Annotated in this window: 13 protein-coding genes; 8 read left to right on the forward strand and 5 right to left on the reverse strand. The window is 49.1% G+C overall.

The features are described from left to right. From QWI17_RS05030 to QWI17_RS05045, 4 genes are all read left to right on the forward strand, one after another. Positions 1 to 224: hypothetical protein (locus QWI17_RS05030; RefSeq protein WP_302721413.1), on the forward strand; the 224-nt coding region annotated here is incomplete at its 5' end. Between the two features lie 17 nt (positions 225 to 241). Beyond that, positions 242 to 781, forward strand: coding sequence for a hemerythrin domain-containing protein (locus QWI17_RS05035; protein WP_302721414.1), 540 nt, complete (start codon positions 242 to 244; stop codon positions 779 to 781). Between the two features lie 39 nt (positions 782 to 820). Beyond that, a complete protein-coding gene (locus tag QWI17_RS05040; RefSeq protein ID WP_302721415.1) occupies positions 821 to 1,759 on the forward strand; it encodes an ABC transporter ATP-binding protein in 939 nt (312 codons plus the stop codon). Then, positions 1,756 to 2,517, forward strand: coding sequence for an ABC transporter permease (locus QWI17_RS05045; protein ID WP_302721416.1), 762 nt, complete (start codon positions 1,756 to 1,758; stop codon positions 2,515 to 2,517). Before QWI17_RS05040 ends, QWI17_RS05045 begins: the two co-directional genes overlap by 4 nt. 36 nt (positions 2,518 to 2,553) lie before the next feature. Here QWI17_RS05045 and QWI17_RS05050 read toward each other — a convergent pair whose 3' ends face one another. Genes QWI17_RS05050 through QWI17_RS05060 form a run of 3 tightly spaced genes read right to left on the reverse strand, consistent with a single transcriptional unit; the run spans position 2,554 to position 5,468 of the window. Beyond that, positions 2,554 to 3,003: a chemotaxis protein CheX gene (locus tag QWI17_RS05050; protein ID WP_302721417.1), complete on the reverse strand. Its 450-nt coding sequence runs from the start codon at positions 3,001 to 3,003 to the stop codon at positions 2,554 to 2,556. Beyond that, entirely contained in the window at positions 2,996 to 3,376 is a 381-nt protein-coding gene (locus tag QWI17_RS05055) for a response regulator transcription factor (protein ID WP_302721418.1), read from the reverse strand. Before QWI17_RS05055 ends, QWI17_RS05050 begins: the two co-directional genes overlap by 8 nt. 10 nt (positions 3,377 to 3,386) lie before the next feature. Next, positions 3,387 to 5,468 carry a type IV pili methyl-accepting chemotaxis transducer N-terminal domain-containing protein gene (locus tag QWI17_RS05060; protein WP_302721419.1) on the reverse strand — a complete coding sequence of 694 codons (2,082 nt, stop codon included), beginning with the start codon at positions 5,466 to 5,468 and terminating at the stop codon, positions 3,387 to 3,389. Positions 5,469 to 6,061: 593 nt separating this feature from the next. On the opposite strand from QWI17_RS05060, the gene pulA reads away from it, so the two are divergent. From pulA to QWI17_RS05080, 4 genes are all read left to right on the forward strand, one after another. Further along, positions 6,062 to 9,628, forward strand: coding sequence for a pullulanase-type alpha-1,6-glucosidase (gene pulA / locus QWI17_RS05065; protein ID WP_302721420.1), 3,567 nt, complete (start codon positions 6,062 to 6,064; stop codon positions 9,626 to 9,628). Positions 9,629 to 10,029: 401 nt separating this feature from the next. Then, on the forward strand, positions 10,030 to 14,400 hold the full coding sequence (locus QWI17_RS05070; RefSeq protein WP_302721422.1) for a PAS domain S-box protein: 4,371 nt from the start codon (positions 10,030 to 10,032) through the stop codon (positions 14,398 to 14,400). Positions 14,401 to 14,410: 10 nt separating this feature from the next. After that, the gene (locus QWI17_RS05075; protein WP_302721424.1) at positions 14,411 to 15,601 is read left to right on the forward strand and encodes a sugar ABC transporter substrate-binding protein; all 1,191 of its coding nucleotides are present in this window, start codon (positions 14,411 to 14,413) and stop codon (positions 15,599 to 15,601) included. Next, positions 15,591 to 18,587 (forward strand): ATP-binding protein, encoded by a 2,997-nt coding sequence (locus QWI17_RS05080; protein ID WP_302721425.1) that lies wholly within the window; start codon positions 15,591 to 15,593, stop codon positions 18,585 to 18,587. Before QWI17_RS05075 ends, QWI17_RS05080 begins: the two co-directional genes overlap by 11 nt. Here the strand turns inward: QWI17_RS05080 and QWI17_RS05085 are convergent. Together QWI17_RS05085 and QWI17_RS05090 are read right to left on the reverse strand one after the other, a co-directional pair. Further along, positions 18,575 to 19,504, reverse strand: coding sequence for a lipase family protein (locus tag QWI17_RS05085; RefSeq protein WP_302721426.1), 930 nt, complete (start codon positions 19,502 to 19,504; stop codon positions 18,575 to 18,577). The two genes, QWI17_RS05080 and QWI17_RS05085, sit on opposite strands and share 13 nt — an antisense overlap. A gap of 155 nt (positions 19,505 to 19,659) precedes the next feature. Then, complete coding sequence (locus QWI17_RS05090; RefSeq protein WP_302721428.1) at positions 19,660 to 22,779, reverse strand: efflux RND transporter permease subunit; 3,120 nt, start codon at positions 22,777 to 22,779, stop codon at positions 19,660 to 19,662. Positions 22,780 to 22,782 lie beyond the last annotated feature (3 nt).

Consider the following 22,782-nt stretch of genomic DNA (forward strand, 5'->3'; position numbering starts at 1 on the left):
CTTGGCAAGAGGTGCAACACAGCGGATGGACGTTTTGGCCGCGCCCTTCGGGGCTTGCAGAGCTTTCCGATCTCTGTGTTGGCTCCCCTCACCGGGCCATCGGCACGCCATCGGATCGCCGCCTTGACCTCGAAAAGCTCTGTAAGCCAGAGGCCACTGAAGACTTAATCAGAGGCTCCCTAAAGTTAACTTGCGGTTTAATCATTGCGGGCCTATCAACATAACGGGAAAGGAAATCAAGATGTCACTCAGTGCCAACCCACTGCTAATTCGCGATGCTATGACAGCCATCCATAAAACACTGCGTACTGAGGTATTTGCGCTGTCCAGTCTGCTGGCGAAATCAACGGATGATGCAGTTACCGTATTAGAGGCTATACAGGACATGCGTCGCCAGATAATGTCGCAAGCTGAGCAGGAAGCTCAATTGTTAGAGGCAGCGTTGCGAGACTACGACCCGGTACTGGCCAATCAGCGGGAGGATAACCACTTAAAATTCGCAGCAAAGCTTGACCACTTATGTGCCCGAGCTCGCCTGCTGGTTTCCATATATGGCATTAAGCGCCGACACATGCAGGAGGAAATGTACCTTGACTGGAATCTTTTTGTCAGTGAGTATCTTTTACACTTGGACTTAAAAGAGCGGGAGATGCTCCCGGCGCTGGTAATGAGCCTGGCCCCCATGAACAATCTCGCCAGCTCAATGTATATTGGCAACTCCGCACTGTTAGCGGCCAATACCGCGACCAGCAAGCCGCTGTGTGCGTCAAAGAGCGATTAGACATCATAAGTAGGCCGTCACAGCTTAAAAGGACATACCGTGCAACCAATTATTGCCATCGAAAATATTCAAAAAACCTATAAATCTGGATTTAAAGCACTCAACGGGGTTTCTTTAACCATTCAACCCGGAGAGATTTTTGCACTACTCGGCCCCAATGGTGCGGGCAAAACCACACTTATCGGCACTGTGTGTGGTTTGGTTCGGCCCAGCGGAGGGCGAATTACGGTGGATGGACTTGATATCCATGATAATTACCGTGAAGTACGCCAGCGCATTGGTCTGGTTCCGCAAGAACTGGCGGTCAGCATGTTTGAGTCCGTTTGGGATACGGTTAAATTCAGTCGCGGCCTGTTTGGCTGCAAGCCCAACGACGATTACTTGGCAGAATTACTCAAAAATTTATCGCTGTGGGAGAAAAAGGACACCAATATTATGGCACTGTCCGGGGGCATGAAGCGGCGTGTGCTTATTGCCAAGGCACTCGCTCACGAACCCCGCGTGTTGTTTCTCGACGAGCCTACCGCCGGCGTCGACGTTGAATTACGCCGGGACATGTGGTCAATGATTCGCAAACTGCGCGAGCAGGGTGTCACCATTATTTTGACCACTCACTACATCGAGGAGGCCGAAGATATGGCCGACCGAATTGGCGTAATCAGCAAAGGGGAAATTATTCTGGTAGAACAGAAGCACGATCTAATGCAACAACTCGGCAAAAAAACCCTTACCGTTCACCTTGCCGAGCCGCTCGACAAAATACCCGAGCTGCTGGCGAACTATGACATTAGCATCAGCGACGACAGCCTATCACTGATTTATCAATACAGCACGGCAGATCAGCAAGACGGGGTTGCGCCCTTGCTGGAAAAGCTTGCGAGCCTTAATATTGGCTATCAAGACTTGTCCACCAAACAGAGCTCCCTGGAAGAGATATTTGTATCGCTGGTTGCAGAAAAAGTGGAGGCCGCACAATGAACGGATACGGTATCAAAGCCATTTACTTTTTTGAACTGGCCCGCACCTGGCGAACGCTGATGCAATCTATTGCCTCACCGGTACTGTCTACGTCACTGTATTTTATTGTGTTTGGCTCAGCGATTGGTTCGCGCATTGTGGAAATAGATGGTATTGGCTACGGCGCCTTTATCATTCCTGGCCTGATTATGCTCACCATTTTAACAGAGAGCACCTCAAACGCCTCGTTTGGCATCTATATGCCGAAATTTACCGGCACTATTTACGAAATACTGTCAGCGCCGGTCTCCACCCTGGAAATCGTCATCGGCTATGTAGGTGCGGCAGCGACCAAGTCGATAATTCTCGGCATTATTATTTTAGCCACGGCGCGGTTTTTTGTGGACTACTCGATTGAGCACCCATTTTGGATGCTGGGATTTTTAGTACTGACGTCCCTTACGTTCAGCCTGCTCGGATTTTTAATAGGTATTTGGGCCAACAGTTTTGAGCAGTTACAAATTATTCCGATGATGGTAATAACGCCGCTGACTTTTTTAGGTGGCAGTTTCTACTCTATCACCATGCTGCCAGAATTTTGGCAAAAAGTGACATTGCTCAACCCGGTTGTTTATTTGGTGAGCGGATTTCGGTGGAGTTTCTACGGCAGCGCCGATGTCCACGTCGGAATTAGCCTGGGTATGATCGCAGTATTTATAACGTTATTTGCGGGCATCATTGCCTGGATGTTCAAAACTGGCTACAAAATAAAATCGTAAACCTTGTCGCCCCGCCAGGCGGGGCCACGTTCCACTTTATTGCTCCAGGCAAACCACTACCGCCGCGTTATACGATTTCCAGTAAATAGGAATAACGTAGGATCTTAAAGCCTGCGGGACGTGCGCCTCGCTAAGCCTACCCCGAGCTACTGTAGGCACTGAAATCATAAAATTCTGGCCAAACTCACTTCTGGCGTTACCCGAAATCGTATTGGCGACTTCGCCGATTAGATCTGCGATATTCTCCATCGACGTATCACTTTCGCCCAGAGACAAGAGTAAGTGCGTCAATAATACCTTAGGTGCGGTAAAATACACGACACCTTTGTAGCTTCCGGATACACCAATAATACCGGTGTAATCAAGTGTGGCCGGCTCGGTATTGTTATGTAGGTAAGGGGCGCCTACCTTAATTTTATTGTCGCTGGTATGTTTGAAATAATTCAACACACCGTCAATAAAAACTTCAAGGGCTTTCTCAGACATTGCCAACTCCTACCATTTCTCTGAGTGCATCGCTCAATTGCAATTCGCTAAAAGGCTTACAAATAAAGCCGCGGGCACCTTTTTCAAGTGCTTCTATTCCCGTGGCCTTATCAGATAAGGCAGACACCACCAATACTTTAATATCCGGATTTTTTCCCATCATCGCTTCTATACACGCGATCCCATCCATCCTCGGCATGGTGAGATCCATGGTCACAACATCAGGCGTTTTATCTTCAAGTTGCTGCAGAGCCGACTCACCATCGCTTGCTACCGCCACCACGTCAAAAATTGATGCATCTCTGCTGCGCTCAATCTTGCGGCGAATGATATTGGAATCATCGACAATCATCATCTTAAATAATTGACTCATCGCGCTCTCCTTAAGCTGCCTCAGATTGCTGTGCTTGCAATGGCAGACATATTTTAAACAAACAACCTGACTGTGGTTTTGAATTCACCTTCACACTGCCACCGAGATCAGCAATATCCTTTGCCACCGAATGCATGCCAACGCCGCGACCGGCATCTTTCGTAACCGCCGATGCCGTCGATATGTCAGCCCTGAAAATCATGGAATACAATTTTTTGTCGCTCCACCCCATCACCTCAGATTGGCTTGCCACACCGCGGGCAATACACTGTTTGCGTAAACGCTCCACATTGAGACCGTTGCCGTCATCACGAAATACAATTTCAATTGCACCATCGACTTCACAAGCTCTAATATCCAAACGCGCCACTGGACGCTTACCTTTGCGTTGACGCTCATCGGGTAGCTCGATGCCATGCACCATTGAATTACGTAAAAATTGCACGAGCATACTGTCGAGCGTCTCGCGCATTGCGGGGGTCCAAGGAACCTCATTTAACCCCGACACAGTTAAACACGCTTTTTTGCCCTCTCGTTCGCTCAACGTCTCGACCAATCGATTGAGATGTGCCCAGCTAGAAGCTTTAGCTGTTTTCCCTTTATCCTGCGCGGCGGGTTGGGCCAGGCGCTCCGCCAAGGCTTTGACCGACTCCAGGTTTTTGTAGAGACTTTCCAGTAGCACCACAACCCCAAATAAATCCTTACCCGACCGCTCGGGTCGAGCTTTAACCTCGGTTAAGGTGTCTTCCATACTGTGAGCACTATTGGCCAAGTGCTCGAACTCTAATGCCGAGGAATCGCCTTTAAACTTATGAATCAGCGCTAGAATGTCATCAATTTTTGCCAACTCTATGGAGCTTCCTTTGCGTTGCTCCCTTAGTAATTGATTAACATCATCCAGTGTCGCCCACGATTTATTCAAATATGACTGCAAAGTATCCTGCTCGACATGCAGTATCTTCGACAGTAGCGACATCTGATGATCGCCCTTCTCTTTCTCGCGCTGTAGTTCTCTTTCTAGTTTAACGCGATCGGTAACATCGTTTACCGTGGACAATACCGCGATTATTTCGCCTTTCTGCGTAACTCGACGGAAGTCAAAACTGAGATAGCGTGAGGAGTAAGAACCATTTTCGTCACAGATATTAATTTCAATTTCATTAAGTGGATTTAGCTCAGTAATCAAGTTCGCTTTTATATCCGCTCGAAACAGCAGTCCGACAAAGCGCTCAGCGGTCTTCATATCTTTTTCAAACACCAAACCTGAAAGCAGTTCCGAAAAGGTTAAATCGGCCACTTTTCGCCCATCAAACATGGACTCAAGCCGAGCAGAGTGTTGCTTACCCACTCGCATATCTTTATCGAGAAGAAACAGGCCTTCATTGACCGTACTGAGAATTTCTTCTGTTTCCCGGCGCGCCTCTTCCAAAGCTTCATCGTTTCGGCGAAGTTGCTTAAGAAAGTGAAAAAGTATCAACAGAAAGTTAACAATAGCCAGCGATATACCAACTGTCTGAATCAGGCGCAAGCGCATCGCTTTGGCTGTCGCCACCTGTTCCAGGTCCACAGTTAAATCATTCATAAGCCCGAGCAACGTAAGGTTCATATCTCGCGCCATTGCCAATGCGGTGGATAAGTTTAGACTTAATTGCTCACGATTTTCACTGTCGATAACCGACCTCACCTGTTGGCTAAACGGACTCCAAAGCGTTCGCGCCTGCGCGATGGCCTTTTTCCCGGCAGGAGACTCAACGGCAGACAAGTTAACCGACTCTCCGTTAGCACCGCTTGCTTGACCGCCCTGCTCGAAGGCCAGCAACGTTGCATCAAACAGCCCATAGGTCTTTTCCAGCTCTTGTCGCGACTGCTCTGCAGACTGTCCTAAGTCATTCAAGTAGCGAATATCCAGCAAACTTTTGACCATACGTTGGGACAGCATGCGCTGCCTGCCGGCAAGGTTCACACCCACCGCATCACCAGAAATCTGAAAGGAAATATAGAAATTCAACATAAGTACCGAGGCATCCAATAACAAAAATAGCGCAATGGATACGACAATAGCCTTATATTTTCCAAATAGTGTTGTAAGCAAGGTAACCTCCCATGGCTCCAGGCACGTGTTTTCCACATTTGCCCAAGCATGGTGCTCATCACAAATGTCGTTTTTTGTTTTGCGCCAAAACCGTGAGTTTTTAAGAAATAATAAATTTGGGCATTTGTACTCACGTATTGTTTTGACTTACCCACTATTGCTCCAGAGCAATCCTTGGGCCATTGACGTTTTTATATTCAATATCATGAACTTACAGCGAAGCTGCCATTGATGATAAGAAAACCTGAAGATACTGAAAGTGCTTTTTCAGAGCATAAAATTCAAGCGCTCGAACCAAAACAATGCAGCAGCTCCACCGCCAACTGACATTCACTGGCCCGCAGAGAATGCAAACACTCAAGGTGCGCTTACCATTGGCGCACCAACAGGGAGATAGAGCCCCTTAGTTTTAGTTCACAATGCGAGCGCTCTGCACCATTTTTGATACCGAAAGCGAAACCGATTTCATTGGCAGTGAAGGCTGCTTGCATACGTATTCATTGCAATGCATACGTATGCATCCATTTCATTCAAATCAAAAATAGTAACCTTTTGACCACTCTTAATAATCATAATGTTCAAAGGGGTTAAGCATGGGATACAAACACCTAGCCGGTGTCATTGCCGCTGCACTCATCAGCGCTTGTGGTAGTGACACAAATATTTACGAAAACCACTCTTCGTCATCACTCAATAGCAGCTCAGTCGCCAGCAGCGACTCCAGCTCATCTATGTCCTCGAGCTCGGATGTAAGTTTTGAACTGCCTGTTGAACTAACCGATACACAAGCGATTGTTTTTTATCAACGAGAAGACGGCAACTATGACAGCTGGGGCCTACACCTGTGGAACAACGACAACTGCAGTGGCCATGCCGAATCCGCAGTAACGGGGATTACATGGGACAGCCCCATGCCTGCCTCGGGCGTTGATGAGACCTTAGGTGCCTATTTTGTATTGGACTTGGCCAACAGTGCGACGGCCGGCGGTTGTCTTAATTTTATCGTGCATTCAGGTGACGACAAAGCGCTGGGCGAGGGAGATCTTACGCTCGATCTGTCACGTGGCAATATTGCACTGGCCCAGCATGGCTTAGCCAATATCGAATACCCGCAGGACAGCAGCGGAGAATCCCCTTTACCCTTTACCCTAACGCAATCGCAAGCCGCTATTTTTTACATGCGACCTGACGCCGATTATGACAACTGGGGACTGCATCTGTGGAATGGCGGCAACTGCAATGCCTTGGCTGATAACTCCATTAACGGTGTCACCTGGGATGCACCTATGCCCCCCACCGGTATCGACAGCGATCGTGGCGCCTATTTTATTTTGGACCTAAATGACCCGGGCGGCTGCATTAACTTTATAGTGCACCAAGGGGACACTAAGGCGCTCGGTGACGCCGACCTGGCAATGGATTTAACCGAGGGCAATATAGCTTTTACTGAGCATGGCGCCAGTGCCATCACTTACCAAGGTGTGTCAGGCCCAGCACAGGTTTCTCTTGCGGGCTTCTCAGCCCATTGGGTAGACACAAACACACTGCTCTGGAACACCCCGGACAATACGACTGAGGTGAAGCTGTATACCGACAGTACAGGTACCATTGCCGTCAGCGATAACAGCGTCATTGGGAATACATCGATTACTCTTGCAACAACTTCTATCAAAGCGCAATCTGTCGAAAAGTTTCCCCACCTTGGCGATTGGCAAGCGTGGCACATTGATACCAATACCATTGACGCGAACTCCTGGCTTGCCGGAGAGCTGGTTGCAGCGGCCTACGACAGCGACGGAACACTGCTAAAAGCAACCAGCGTTCAAACTCAGGGAGCCGTTGATGCCTACTATACCAGTCATAAAAAGCTTGGTGCCTGGGTTGAAAATGGAGTAACACACTTCGCCGTATGGGCACCTACCGCCCACGAACTTAGCGTTGAAACTTTTACCGACAGCGACCAAAACGCAATGAACACCTCAGTCGCCATGACACGCGAAGAAGATGGCGTCTGGGTTGCGAGCATTGCCAATGATCTGCACGGTCACTACTACCGCTACAATCTCAGCGTATACCACTACCTAAGCGATCAAATCGAATCCGTTAAGGTTACCGACCCCTATTCCTTAAGCCTTTCGGAAAATAGCGCACTGTCTCAGGTAGTAGACTTAAATCGCGCCGACACCATGCCAGCAGGCTGGCAAGGCCACGCAGTGCCCGCTTTAGACGCACCGGAGGACCACATTATTTATGAGGTGCATATCCGGGACTTTTCCGCTCTCGATAGCAGCACTCCGGAGCAATACCGGGGTAAATACTTAGCCTTTACCGATAGTGACAGCGCGCCTGTACAACATCTCGCTCACTTGCAGCAAGCCGGGCTTAATACCATCCATTTACTGCCCACATTTGACATTGCCACTATCGACGAGGCCACTGATGCGCGGGTAGACATCAACGGTACCGTTGGCGAACTGTGCGCGCTCAACACCAATGCTTCGGTGTGCGACAGTGCTGACGCCAATGCCAGCTTGTTATCGGTGCTGCAAAGCTTCGATACGAGCACCGGTGATGCACAAGCCTTGATGAACGACCTTCGTGCCCACGACTCATTTAACTGGGGTTATGACCCATTCCACTACTCCGCGCCCGAGGGCAGTTACGCCACCAACGCTGACGGTTTCACCCGCATAATCGAGTTTCGTTCCATGGTGCAAGCTTTGCACAATATGGGCCTTCGTGTTGTTATGGATGTCGTTTACAACCACACCAACGCCTCTGGGCTTTGGGACGCTTCTGTGTTGGATAAACTCGTACCTGGCTACTATCACCGACGCAATGAGTTATCCGGTGCGGTCGAGACCTCTAGCTGCTGCGATAACACCGCCTCAGAACACACGATGATGGAAAAGTTAATGGTGGATTCGCTCGTAATCTGGGCCGATGCCTACCAAATTGACGGTTTCCGTTTTGATTTAATGGGCCACCATATGCGTCGGAATATATTGGCGGCGTTACAGGCGGTGCAAGCGATCGATCCCGACACCTACTTTTATGGTGAAGGCTGGAATTTTGGAGAAGTGGTTGACAACCGTCGCGGCACTAACGCGGTGCAAGTCAATATGGCCGGAACCGGCGTTGGCAGTTTCAATGACCGTATTCGCGATGCCGTTCGCGGCGGCGGCCCCTTCGACAGCGGTGATGCTCTGCGTCGCAACCAAGGCTTCGGTACGGGGCTTTACCACTACCCCAATGAATTCAATACGGCCTCCGAGAGTGAGCGTAGCGCGCTGATCGATCTCACCGACCGCCTGCGGGTCAATCTCGCAGGCAGTCTAACCTCCTTTGACCTAACCGATCGTCACGGCAATACGGTTACAGGCGGACAAGTACCCTACTTTGATTTGTTTGCGGGCTACACTCAAGACCCACAGGAGTCCATTAACTATATTTCCAAACACGACAACCAAACTCTATGGGATAACCTGCAGTATAAGGCGGCCTCGTCGCTTACCAGCGCCGAGCGTGTGCGCATGCAAAACTTCTCGCTGAGCGTGCCTATGCTGGCGCAAGGTATCCCGTTTATTCATATGGGGGTCGACTTGCTGCGCTCAAAATCCATGCAACGCGACAGCTACGACTCCGGAGATTGGTTCAATCGGGTGGATTTCACAGCAACCCACAACAACTGGAATGTGGGGCTACCGCGCGAAGACAAAGACGCCAGTAACTGGGACTTAATCGGCCAGATCATTGCAGACCTTCAGGCCGCGCCCAGTAGCGATGACATCGCTCAGGCCAAAGCACTGTTTGCCGAATGGTTGACGATTCGCAGCGGCTCGCCTCTGTTTCGCTTAAATGATGCACAAGCGGTCAATAGTCACCTGCGCTTTCACAATACAGGCCCGGATCAGATTCCCGGGCTCATCGTGATGACGCTAGAAGATAACACTAATATCGACCCTAACTTTGCGGCGATAACCCTTGTTTTTAACCCCACTGCGGCTGTGATTGAGCTACCTGCTCCTCTGGCAGGGGACTTTCAGCTGCATCCGGCGCAGTCCAACTCCGTGGATGCAACCACTCGCCAAGCGGCGGTAATGGGCGATCAACTCTCCGTACCGGGCCTCACCACAGCGGTATTTGTAGCCTACGACTAGCCAACCCGCCGGCGGCGAGCATGCCGCCGGCTATACCCCACTTCGATACGATCATATTGTTCCGGCCTTTTAGCACAACAAAGGCACTAGCAGGCTGCTGAAAAACCCCTTACGTACTCAGACTCTCAAGCTGGTTCGTAATCTAGGCGCCACTTTGACGGTGTGTGCCCACCCATCGAAAAGTGGTAACGACGAGTACGGGCCAGCCTGGAAGTCCCGCAGGGCGAGGCCTGAAGCGCACATCTGCCGCTCCTTGCCTCTAGCAAAGGGAACCACCCTGTCCGTCGAGACAAGGCACGACATCTGCTCGCTTCGGGGCTCGCTGAGCATGCAAGGTTTTTTCAACAGCCTGCTAGATGCGCTATATTTGATGAAACCGCATTTAAATTTCCGGGAGCCATATGACCGAGTCTCAACCACCGATACCGACCAACCGACTCAGCTTCCGTGCTATTCCCACCTCCAGGCTGATATTCGTATTTGCAGCACTGCTGGTGCTAGTGGCCATTGTCATTGGCGGCTACTTCGTAGATAAACTCAATAACGACCGTTACCGGCAGGTTCAAATTTCCGCAGTTCGCGACGAGTTGGCGGTTATTCGCGCCCAACTTGAGGGCAATATAAGTTCAAGCCTACAGACGGTTCAGGGGCTGGTCGCCACCATCAAAATGGAGCCGGATATCGCTCAGCCGCGTTTTGAGGGGTACGCTGAGCACCTATTTGGCGGCAATTCACTGCTTAAAAACATTGGCGCCGCGCCCAATTTGGTCATCACCATGGTCTACCCCCTTCAGGGTAACGAAGGCGCTTTAGGGCTTGATTATCGCAAAGTTGCCGAGCAGACCCCCGCCGTTATGGAAGCCATCAATTCCAACTCCATGACCGTTGCCGGCCCCATTAATCTTATTCAGGGCGGCCAGGGCCTGATCGGCCGAATACCCGTTTATTTAGCAAACAAGGAGTTGTGGGGCATTGTTTCAGCCGTCATTAATGTCGATAAATTCTACCGTGCATCGGATTTACTCAATCACCCAAACCTGAACATTGCAATTCGTGGCAAGGACGGCAGTGGCGCACAAGGCGAGGCTTTTTACGGTAATAACCAGATCTTCCAACAGGAATTTGTCAGCGCCATGGTTGACATACCCGGAGGCCAATGGCAACTGGTCGCAATCCCTCAGCAGGGGTGGCCTAAAGCGGCCGATAACGCTCTTGAGGTTCGCTCAGCCATCGTTGTTTTGGCTCTGTTGATTTTATTACCCACGCTTTGGGGTATACATACGGTACTTGCCAAGCGTACCAGCGAGCAGAGGCTTAAAGCCCTCTTCGAATTATCTCCGATTGGGATTGCGCTCAATGATCTTGCCACAGGTCAGTACTTAGAGGTTAACCCCTCTTTGCTAGAGGCTGTCGGCTATAACAAAGAAGACTTTGTGGCGTTGAGTTACTGGGACGTAACCCCAAAAGATTATATGGAGCAAGAGCAGGAGCAACTAACCAAACTCAAGCAAACGGGTCGTTACGGCCCCTATATAAAAGAATACATAAAAAAAGACGGGGAGCGATTTCCGGTTCAGCTGACCGGCATTTTGATTCGCGACCGCTCGGGGCATGAATATATTTGGTCAATTGTTGAGGACATCAGCGAACGGGTCGCTAACAACCGCGTGCTAGAAGAACAACGCCAACAGTTGGAGTTGATTATCGACAATACCGGTGTCGGTATTTGGGATTGGGACATAGACACTGGCGTTACCCACTTTAACGAACGCTGGGCCAACATAATCGGATATCAGCTGAATGAGCTGGAACCGACAAGCATTCAAACCTGGATGGACTTTGCTCACCCCGACGATTTGACACATTCCGAGGCCGCCTTGCAGGCACACTGGCAAGGCGACACCAAACACTATACCTGTGAAAGCCGAATGCGACATAAAGACGGCCATTGGGTATGGGTATTGGATACCGGTCGCGTAGTGGAATGGAACGACGATGGAAGTCCCAAGCGTATGGTGGGCACCCATTTAGACATCAGCGAGCAGAAGCATACCCTGCAGCAATTGGAGTTTTCCGAAAGACAACTCAGCCAATTTTTTGAAAGCTCTAACGCGTTACTGTGTATTACCGACAACACAGGCAAGCTTGAGCGAGTTAACCATAGCTTTAAGGCGTTGCTAGGTTACGATGAATCCGAATTACTTGGCGTCAAAACAATCACCATAGCTCACCCTGACGATCTCGCCATCACGGAGAACAAACTGAAGCAGGTCGCCGACGGCCAACCAGCAGCAGCCTACACTAACCGAACCCGCCATAAGCAAGGCCATTATTTAACTCTGCTGTGGAATACATCGCTCGACCCCATAACCGGAAAGTTCTACGCCTCAGCCATTGACATTACCGACCGAGAAGCATACGCCAATAAATTGAAGCGCCAAAGTAAGCTGTTTGAGGCGATGAGCACGCTAGGGAAAATTGGCGCCTGGGAGTATGACTTAGAAAATCAAAGTGTGTACTGGTCAACTATGGCGCGCAAGATTCATGAAGTACCCGACAACTTTTCACCCGATTTAAAAAATGCCATCGAATTTTGTAAACCCGGGCGTGATCGCGAGCAAATGCAGCACTTAATTCAACGAGCTATGGAAACCGGGGTCGGGTTCCGCGAAGAAATCACCATTATTACCGCCAGAGGGCGAGAGCGCTGGGTCGCCATTACCGGAGAGGCTGAACTAATTGAAGGTGAGTGCACACGACTGTACGGCTCTGTGCAGGACATTCATCAAAGTAAACTGGCCGAACAAGCCTTGGAAAAGGCCAAAAGTGATGCGGAACTGGCTGCTCGGGCAAAAAGCGAATTTTTGGCGGTGATGAGCCATGAAATTCGTACCCCCATGAATGGCGTACTCGGAATGCTAAATTTGCTCCAGCGCGAACCACTGGAGGACTCACTAAGACACAAAACTGAAGTCGCACGTGTCAGTGCCGAGTCTCTGCTCAGCATTATCAATGATATTCTGGATTTCTCTAAAGTTGAAGCAGGAAAACTTGAGCTAGAACAAGTTGATATTGAGCTTAATCAACACTTCGAAAGCATTTGCCATGTTCAGGCCATGCGAGCACAGGATAAAGGCCTGGAACTAAACCTTGATGCGACGGGTCTGCAGATTAGCACGGTAAAAGGTGATCCGGGACGCCTACAACAGATTCTCACCAATATACTCGGTAACGCCATAAAATTTACCGAAGAGGGTTATATCAATGTTGTTTGCTCGACACGCCAGTCAGACCGAGGCATTTTGTTAGAGGCTCGTATCGTCGATACAGGCATTGGTATACCTACGCATAAAATTGACAGTCTATTTGATGCATTTTCTCAAGTAGACGCCTCCACCACACGCCAATACGGCGGCTCTGGCCTTGGCCTGGCGATCTGCCGACAACTATGCCAGCTGATGGGGGGCGACGTAAATGTCACCAGCTTCGAAGGTGAAGGCAGCAGTTTTCATTTCCATATATTGTTTTCTTCCAGCGACAATAATCTTTTCTCTCCTCCCGATTTTAGCAAGTCCCAGCCTACGTTTTTACTTGTCAGTGAGAACTCTCATTTTCTGGATATTTACTCTAGAAAATTTTCGCTATGGGGAGCGAAAGTGGCTACAGTCATAAACTGGGACGAGCTCAGCCAAAGGAGCAGCGGTAAGAATAATCTAGAGCTTGTCTTTATTGATTATAACTTTGTTCAACGCTGGCCGGGCAGTGTCGAAGCCATTCGATCCTACCACCCATTGGCCAAAATAGTAGGCCTAATTGGATTGAGCGAAGAGGCGACTACGCTGCCATTTGACTATACCATTTACAAACCGCCCACTTCGCACGAACTTTTTGATGTATTTGACAAGACCCTAGGCACATCCGGCGAACTGAAGCAAAGCCGAAATTCTCACCGAAAACAGGGTAATGGCGAGCCCGCCAAGTCGCTTAACAGTAGTGCAAAAATACTGCTTGTGGAGGACAATCTTATTAATCAGGAAGTGGCTCAACTCATGCTGAATGAGTACGGGCTAAGCGCAGATATTGCAGGTAACGGTATTAGCGCTTTAAACTCATTAAAATCTCATCCCTCCCGCACCTACGATTTAATTTTAATGGATTGTCAAATGCCGGAAATGGACGGTTTCGAGGCTACGCGTCAAATTCGCGCCGGCAATGCAGGAGACGCTTATTGCGACATTGCCATTATTGCGCTTACCGCCAACTCTATGCAAGGCAACCGAGAAAAATGCTTGGCGGCAGGAATGAATGACTACCTCAGCAAACCCCTTCAGGCCAATCAGCTTTACTCAGCTCTTCAAAATTGGTTGCCGGCTGGAGAATCTAGCATTAGTGAACACAGCTCCCCAATAAAAACCGATGCCTCAGATCAACCACAGTGGGATTCGCAAGAATTGCTTAAGAGCCTATTCGGCAAGAGCGACCTAATGAACACATTACTAAACCGTTACCTTGAACAATTACCAGGCCGGCTGCAGGACCTGGAAACAGCAATAAAAAGAGACGACAGAGAATCGATTAAATTCCATGCGCATACGTTAAAAGGCGGCAGCGCCCAACTCAAAGTAAAAGCCGTAGCTGATATAGCCTTAAGCTTAGAGAAAACGTCGATGACTGCAAGCACTGAACAACTTGAAAATCTGTTATCTGATCTGTCGGGGCGAATCCAAGAAGCCACAAACAATATTCAAAAATACCTACAAGATGCGACATAACTTGACGCTTATGAATATCCGTTTTCTGTATTTACTGTTAGTGCTTTATTCAATTGGCGTACCAGCCAGTGCCAGTGAGATTGAATCTCTTACGCTGGAGGTGGTACACAGCCTGGATCACAGCGATTTCCCTATATTATTGAGCGAGTTCGAAAACAACAGCACTCACGCACTTGCCATTCGCCGCATCGATCCCGATGAATTGAAATCCCGACTGCTTATCTACGCCGATTCAGGTGAATTGCCAGATGTTATTATTGCTCCGTCGGATTTTCTCGGATTTCGGCATCACCTTTCTTTAACCCCAATTGAGCCAGATTGGATAACCATGCCAATGGATGACGAGCTACGCGCCACATCATCCATTGATGATAAGCTGTTCGGCCTGCCTATCCTTTCTGGCAACCATTTACTGCTATACAGCAATCACGACTTAGTTGCTACGCCAGCTTCGAGTTGGCAAGAACTCCGCCAACAACGCTCTTCGTTAAGCAAAGAAATCGCACTGATAGGCTGGAGTTTTATGGAGATGTTCTGGTTTGTACCTTTCGTTCATGGCTTTGGCGGCACTATTACCGTGGAGGATAAGCCAAGTCTAAATCAGCCCGCGATGGCTGAAGCTTTAAGCTTTGTCTGGACAATGGCACAATCTGGTGTACTGGATACTAAGTGCAACTATCAATGTCAACACAAAATGTTTTTAGATCGAAAGCTTGCTTACATCATAAATGGTGTATGGGCATACCGAGAGTATAAAAATGCACACGGAGATCGACTACGCGTCAACTCGATACCGACGATTAACAATAGACTAAGCCGACCATATTTTTCATCCATTGTCGCATTTGTACCTAAAAAAGACGTATCAGACAAAGAAGGCGATGCGATAAAATCACTTTTTCTTTTTATGCAATCCACACATTTCCAAAGGAAAATTTGGAGTGTGCTAAGTGATTTACCCGCACACCAACATGAGCTGAATTTCCTGCAAGAGCTAGATGACCCGGATATTAACGCCATCCTGACGGCACTGAGCGAAGCTGTGCCTATGCCCACCACTCGAAATATGTTGTATATATGGGAAGCAATGTCAATGGGTTACCGGCGTTTTGGAGGCGGCTCCCTCAATGCAAACGAGGCAGCAAATTATATGCAGGAGCGCGCTGAGCGCTATATAGACCGGAGTCAAAATGCGCCCTAAGAGCTTTTACAGCACTATACGCTGGCAAATTATAATTCTAACCCTCGTTCCCGCAATACTTTGCATGGGCTATTTACTGACCCTAAGCTACCGTAACACTGTTGATGAAGTTACTTACAAGCAGCACTTTCTTTCCGAACAAATTGGCTCACATATTCAGGAGCGTTTGTTTCATTCTCACGTAAATCTTCAGTTACTGGCATCTACCAAGCCTATTCAGGCCCTACCCGAAGACATAGTTTTTTCACAAATTGCGATCAATCTCATCCAGCGAGAAGTGGAACAATCTAAGGAGTTAGACGCCATCTTGGTAGTAGATACCCGTGGCGATATATCTGAAGCCTTTCCATTAAGTGGGTTTAGCTTAGGCGGGGCTGCGCTCTCAAACATCGCGCAACACACCGAACAACTTAATCAGCACAAAAGCGGGCCCTACCTCTATACGCTAAAGGAAGAAAATCGCCAGAAAGACCAAATTAAATTGGCATTGGCGCACCCCTTACTAAGACCAACCAATTCACTGGCGACCCCATATCGCCTGACGGGAGCCATAGTAGGCACTGTTGATTTGGAGCAACTGGCGAAACACATTGATCATTTAATAGGACTCAGTGGCTCACCCTATGAGTACAGGCTTACCATCAGCGGCCACCCCCTTATCACAAGCAATCAATTTACACTCGATCCAGACCTTACCAAGAGCTTTGCACTGTCGACCAGCGTACAGATTAACGGTACAGACGCTCAGAAAGTTCAGCTCGCTCTAACGTTACCCCGACTTCACACTATTAGCGTTATTCGCACTCAAATACTCTTAACAATGGGAATTTTGTTATTGACGATAATTTTTGTTGTTCTCTTTTCTCGATATTTTTTGAGCTCAGTAAAGAAACCTATGACGCAACTACTCGATATTTGCCGAGAGATATCGAGCGGGCACTTTCAGTTCCCCAGACGAAAGACTAAGTTCACCGAATTTGACGAACTCAGTAAAACCCTAAGTACGATGGCTTCGACCATTGAGACCCAAATTTCAGACTTAAAAAATGAAACCCTAAAATCGGAGCAAGCTGCAGCGGCCAAAAGCGAGTTTTTGGCCATCATGAGTCACGAAATTAGAACCCCTATGAATGGGGTTCTTGGCATGCTCCAGTCTCTGGAGAAAAGTACCACAGAGCCGCAAAATATCGATAAAATTTCGGTAGCCAAATTTAGTGCCAACGCGCTCTTAGATGTCATCAATGATATTCTCGATTTCTCCAAAATCGAAGCGGGAAAATTGGAACTGGAATCATTGGATTTCGAGCTGGTGCCATTTATTGACATGTTTGGTCGAATAGTAGCGCCACGAGCGCAAGAAAAAGGATTAGAGCTGATTATCGATACCAGTGGCCTCAATGTCTATGCCATCAAAGGGGACTCCTCCCGCCTTCAGCAAATACTGACAAACCTTGTCAACAACGCCATTAAATTTACTGAACAGGGTAGCATTCGTGTCACACTTCAAAGCACACAAGTGCAAGATAGAGTTGTTCTACAAATAAACGTAGAAGACACCGGCATCGGCATTACCGAGCAGAGGCAACAACACTTATTTCAACCCTTCACACAAGAGGACCCATCTACGACACGGCGCTATGGTGGCACGGGTCTGGGTTTGGCGATCTGCAAAAAATTGTGCACCATGATGAACGGAGATATTTCACTGACCAGCACCTTGGGTAACGGCAGCAACTTCAGTGTCCGTTTACAGGTATTGCCGGGTAACTCTAGCTCTTATGTAGAACCGACATTTCCCAAGCAAACGTATAGCGCTTACATTGTCTCCAATTCTGTATGGCAACAAGAGTGTATTCAGAATACCTTAAGTAATTGGGGGATTGAGACAACAGTACTAAACAACGAACAAGCAGTTCCCGACACGGATAGCACTATCATCGTAATCGATAACGCCAACCTCAAGAGAAGTAAAACGCAAGCTTCCACTTTTAAAAATGCGTTGGTCATCCTGTTAACACCGCAGGATGTACACATTACCATTCAGCAAGACAATTACCGGCAACTGACCAAACCTATGGCCACTGAAGCACTTTTTAATGCACTGTCGTTTTTACACGCACATGGAGGAACCCTGGGCACTCAGAAGCCAGAATCAACAGCCACACAAATACCCAGCTGGCCACCAAGCACTCGACTACTTCTGGTAGAGGACAATGAGATCAATCAGCAGGTATGTCTGCTGGTACTTGAGGAGATTGGATTAAGCGCCGAAATAGCCACAAATGGAAAACAAGCACTGGAAATACTGCAGCAGTCACAAGTCACAACACCTTTCAGTTTAATTTTGATGGATTGCCAAATGCCGGAAATGGATGGCTTTGAAGCCACCCGCCAAATTCGCTCTGGCAGCGTTCCCCATGTTTACCAGCACATTCCCATTATTGCTCTAACCGCTAACGCAATGGAGGGGGATCGTAGCCGCTGCATTGCTGCGGGCATGAGCGACTACCTCAGTAAACCATTACACAGTGCTGAATTACTGCGCTGCCTTAGCCAGTGGATTGCACCCAATCACAAATTTGAAGGTGAAGCCTCGTTAAGAAGCGAACTTACTGAGACTTCAGCTGCAGCGATATGGGATAGCAGCCAAGCCCTAAAGAGCCTATTCAATAAACCAGAAGTGCTAATCAAATTACTCAATATTTTTATCAGTGGTAGCGAAGAAAAGCGCCAGCAATTAATGACGGCATTTGAATCCAAAGATATTGGCACAATCGAGCTTGTCGCTCATTCGGTAAAAGGCAGTGCGGGTCAACTAAAAGCTCAGACTCTGGAGCGCTCCGCACAGACACTGGAAGCCTGTGCACGCTCAGAAAACTGGAGCGAGCTCAAGCGATATGTAGACCTTTTTCTAAGTGACTTGCAGCACACTGTCAATGCGTTTCAGGCATTTATGGATCAGCATTCCAACCATCATTCCGATTGATACTTCGGCAAAATAGAAGGTGAACCATCTGTCTGAGGCGCTCCCAATAGGTATAGATAACTATTGTGATTATGTTGAGCGGCGATTTGATCCAGATAACCGATGTTAGCGGGCAACTGGACTTTAGCGAGCGAGACTACCGTTGACGGGTGTTGCCATGCACCAACTGCAGACACTTCTTCTGCTGCAGCATAAATTAACGGCTCCAACTCCACAGGTACTGCATCAGGAACTTTGTCGGAAATTAGACGTTTGATATCGGCATAACCAAAAGGCACAACGTCCAGAGGGTTGATCACCGCGTAGTAGTTTTTCAGTGCGCCCACACCTGCGGCAAACGTTGGATTACCCGCTGTCGGTGGCGCAAAGGCATAGCCCGCCGCCTCGGCACCAAGACCAATGGAGCGGTTAACGTGATCAAACCAGGCCTGAAACATAGACACTAAACCAGCCCCCTGACTGTGCCCGGTCACGTACACGCGTTTTGCTTTAGCCCGATTACCTAAATACTCGCCTAAGGTCACCATCAAGCGGTCATCACGGGCGCACAACAGCGCTTTTTGTGCCTCGAGAAAGTGTGATGAGACTTTGGCGCCCTGTTGAGTTAGATAGGGGAAGTCATCCTGCCCGTCAGGTACATCCTCCCAAATACTCCCGGCCTCCTCTACGGTTCCACGCAGCACAATGGAGTAATCAGTGGTATCTGGGTTGTAGGCCAGATACATTAGGTTATCACCGTCACCATGTACTACCGGGCCCCATACCAACTGCCAACGCCCGGCAGTTGCATAGTCAGTGCGGCTTAGCGCTTGATTGAGTTTCTTGCGAACAGCCTCGATGGAGTGGCCCGAATCCAAATAGGCCAGCCCCGCTAATGTCATTTGAACGCCCGCAATTTCCTTACTAAATCCAGCCATATCCATAATCCCTGCTGATTTCGATATTGGTCCCATAAAAGCACTGCGGCGGCCTTAGGCCGCCGCAGTGTGATTCGTTCACTTAATATTAAGCTTGCAATATAATCTTCAATGGTGCTGCTAAAGACTAGCAAACTATCCGCGAATCGGCCAATTTAACCGTGCCTCTTTTTTGGAGAAATCCATTCTGCCAACTTAAACACGACCACGAAGAACAGTGGCACAAAGAAAATAGCCAGGAATGTCGCGGAAATAATGCCGCCTAAAACGGCCGTGCCTATGGCGTTCTGCGAACCCGAACCCGCACCTGTGCTGATGGCCAAGGGCGTCACCCCTAGCCCAAATGCCAGCGATGTCATGATAATGGGGCGCAAGCGCATTCGCACCGCTTCCATCGTAGCTTTTACCAAGTCCATACCATCTTCGTACAGCGCCTTGGCAAACTCGACAATCAAGATGGCATTCTTTGCTGAAAGACCAACCGTAGTCAGCAAACCCACCTGAAAATAGACATCATTCGACAGTCCACGGCCCATGGCAAATAACACGGCCCCGAGCACGCCGAGCGGCACAACAAGCATTACGGCAAATGGCACCGACCAGCTTTCGTAAAGTGCAGCCAAACAAAGGAACACCACCAAAATCGATAACGCATAGAGCATAGGCGCCTGATCACCGGATTCGCGCTCTTGTAAAGACATGCCGGTCCACTCATAGCCGAAGCCTGCTGGCAGCTTTGCCATTAAGGTTTCCATTATGTCCATGGCGCGTCCGGAGCTGACACCGGGAGCACCCTGCCCCTGTACATTGACCGAAGAGACACCGTTGTAACGCTCAAGCCGCGGCGAGCCGTAAATCCAGCGTCCGGTAGAAAACGCCGAAAATGGCACCATCTCGCCCTCGTTGTTGCGTGCGTACCAGTTGCCCACATCTTCAGGCATCATCCGAAAGGGTGCATCACCTTGCACATAAACACGCTTTATACGCCCCTGATCAATAAAGTCATTGACGTAGGACGCGGCCCACGCCGTGGAAAAAACACTGTTGATCTGCTCGATAGGAACACCCAGCGCCGACGCTTTTTCCAAATCCACATCCAGCTTGAACTGCGGCGTGTCTTCCTGACCATTGGGGCGCACAGCGGCCAATTCAGCTTCCTGCGAAGCCATGCCTAAAAGCTGATTACGAGCATTCATTAGCGCATCGTGCCCTTGCCCACCCAAGTCTTTCAGTTGCAAACTAAAACCCGAAGACGTTCCCAACTGGTTTATTGCGGGCGGCACAAACGCAAACACCATTGCTTCTTTAATAGTGGAGAAATAGCCCATAGCGCGCCCGGCCAATGACTGAACGTCCTGCCCGTCATCGGTGCGATCGTCCCAGTCCTTGAGCTTAACAAAAGCAATGCCATTATTTTGGCCACGACCACTAAAGCTAAAACCAATAACCGAAAACACCGAGTCCACCACTTCACTTTCCGTATTAAGGTAGTAATTCTCAATGCCATCCATTACGTCCATAGACCGCTCTTTAGTCGCCCCAACCGGCAATGTCATTTGGGTGAACATAATGCCTTGATCTTCGTCGGGCAAAAATGAACCCGGCAACCGACCAAACGTCACCACAAGCACCCCCACGATGGCAATATAGATGGCGAAAAAGCGACCGGTTCGGCCAAGAATATGGCTTACGCTTTTTTGATAACCAGTGGATGACCGGTCAAAGAAACGATTAAACCAACCAAAAAAACCACCCTTGTCAAAATGCCCGTCATCACTAGGCTTTAACATGACCGCACACAAAGCTGGCGTTAGCGTTAGTGCCACCAAAACTGATAGCCCCATCGCAGACACGATGGTTATGGAAAATTGGCGATAGATAACCCCGGTTGAACCGCCAAAAAACGCCATAGGTACAAATACAGCTGACAACACCAAAGCAATGCCAATCAATGCACCGGTAATTTGCCCCATGGATTTTCGCGTTGCCTCGCGCGGCGGCAGCTTATCCTCATGCATTACCCGCTCGACGTTTTCCACCACGACAATAGCATCGTCCACCAGCAAGCCAATCGCCAGCACCATAGCAAACATGGTCAGCGTGTTAATGCTAAAACCAAAAGCCTCAAGAATCGCAAAGGTACCTAACAAAACAACGGGTACGGCAATGGTGGGAATGAGTGTCGCGCGAAAGTTTTGCAGGAACAGGTACATAACCAGGAACACCAACACGACCGCTTCAATCAAGGTGTGAACCACGCCTTCAATGGATAGCTTTACAAACGGTGTAGTGTCGTAGGGATAGGCCACTTCCAGCGAGTCGGGGAAGAATGGCTGTAATTCATCTATGCGTTCGCGAACGCCATCGGCCGCTTCCAGAGCATTGGCGCCCGAGGCCAAAGTAATCGCTAATCCCGTGGCTTGCTGTCCGTTGAGCTCGGTTTCAAACTGATAGTTTTCCCCACCAAGTTCAACACGCGCTACATCACCCAATCTGACTTGCGAACCGTCTTCATTGACCCGCAACAGAATATTGCGAAACTCTTCTGGTGATTCGAGGCGTGATTGCACCACAATACTGGCATTCACATCCTGGCCGGGCACTGCCGGCGCACCGCCGAGCTCACCCGCTGCTATCTGTACATTTTGGGCGCGAATGGCTTGCACCACATCCAGCGTTGTCATTTTAAACGTTGCCAACTTGTCGGCATTGAGCCACACCCGCATCGCGTACTGGGAGCCAAAGATAGTGATGCTACCCACACCACCCACACGGCTCAGTGGCTCGCGCACATTTGCGGCCACGTAGTCGGCGATGTCGTACTTATCCAGACTGTTATCGTTCGAGACAAAACCCAAAACCAATAAAAAGCCTGCCGATGATTTGCTAACCCGAATACCCTGTTGCTGCACTTCCTGAGGCAGCAAAGTCATAGCGCCCTGCAGTTTATTTTGCACCTGTACCTGTGCAATATCGGGGTCCGTTCCGGCCTCAAAGGTCACCGTGGTTTGTCCCACGCCCGACGAATCACTGGTCGACGACATATACTGCACATTATCGATACCCGTGAGGTTTTGCTCGATAATTTGAGTGACGGAATCTTCAACCACTTTCGCCGATGCGCCAGGGTAAACCGTTCTAATTTCTACTGAGGGGGGGGCCACCTCTGGGTACTGGGAAATAGGCAGGGTATTGATTGCCAGCAACCCCGCCAACATAATAATGATCGATATCACCCACGCGAATACGGGGCGATCAATAAAAAACTTCGCCATGAA

Source organism: Gilvimarinus gilvus (assembly GCF_030518155.1).
Taxonomy (GTDB): Bacteria; Pseudomonadota; Gammaproteobacteria; order Pseudomonadales; family Cellvibrionaceae; genus Gilvimarinus; species Gilvimarinus gilvus.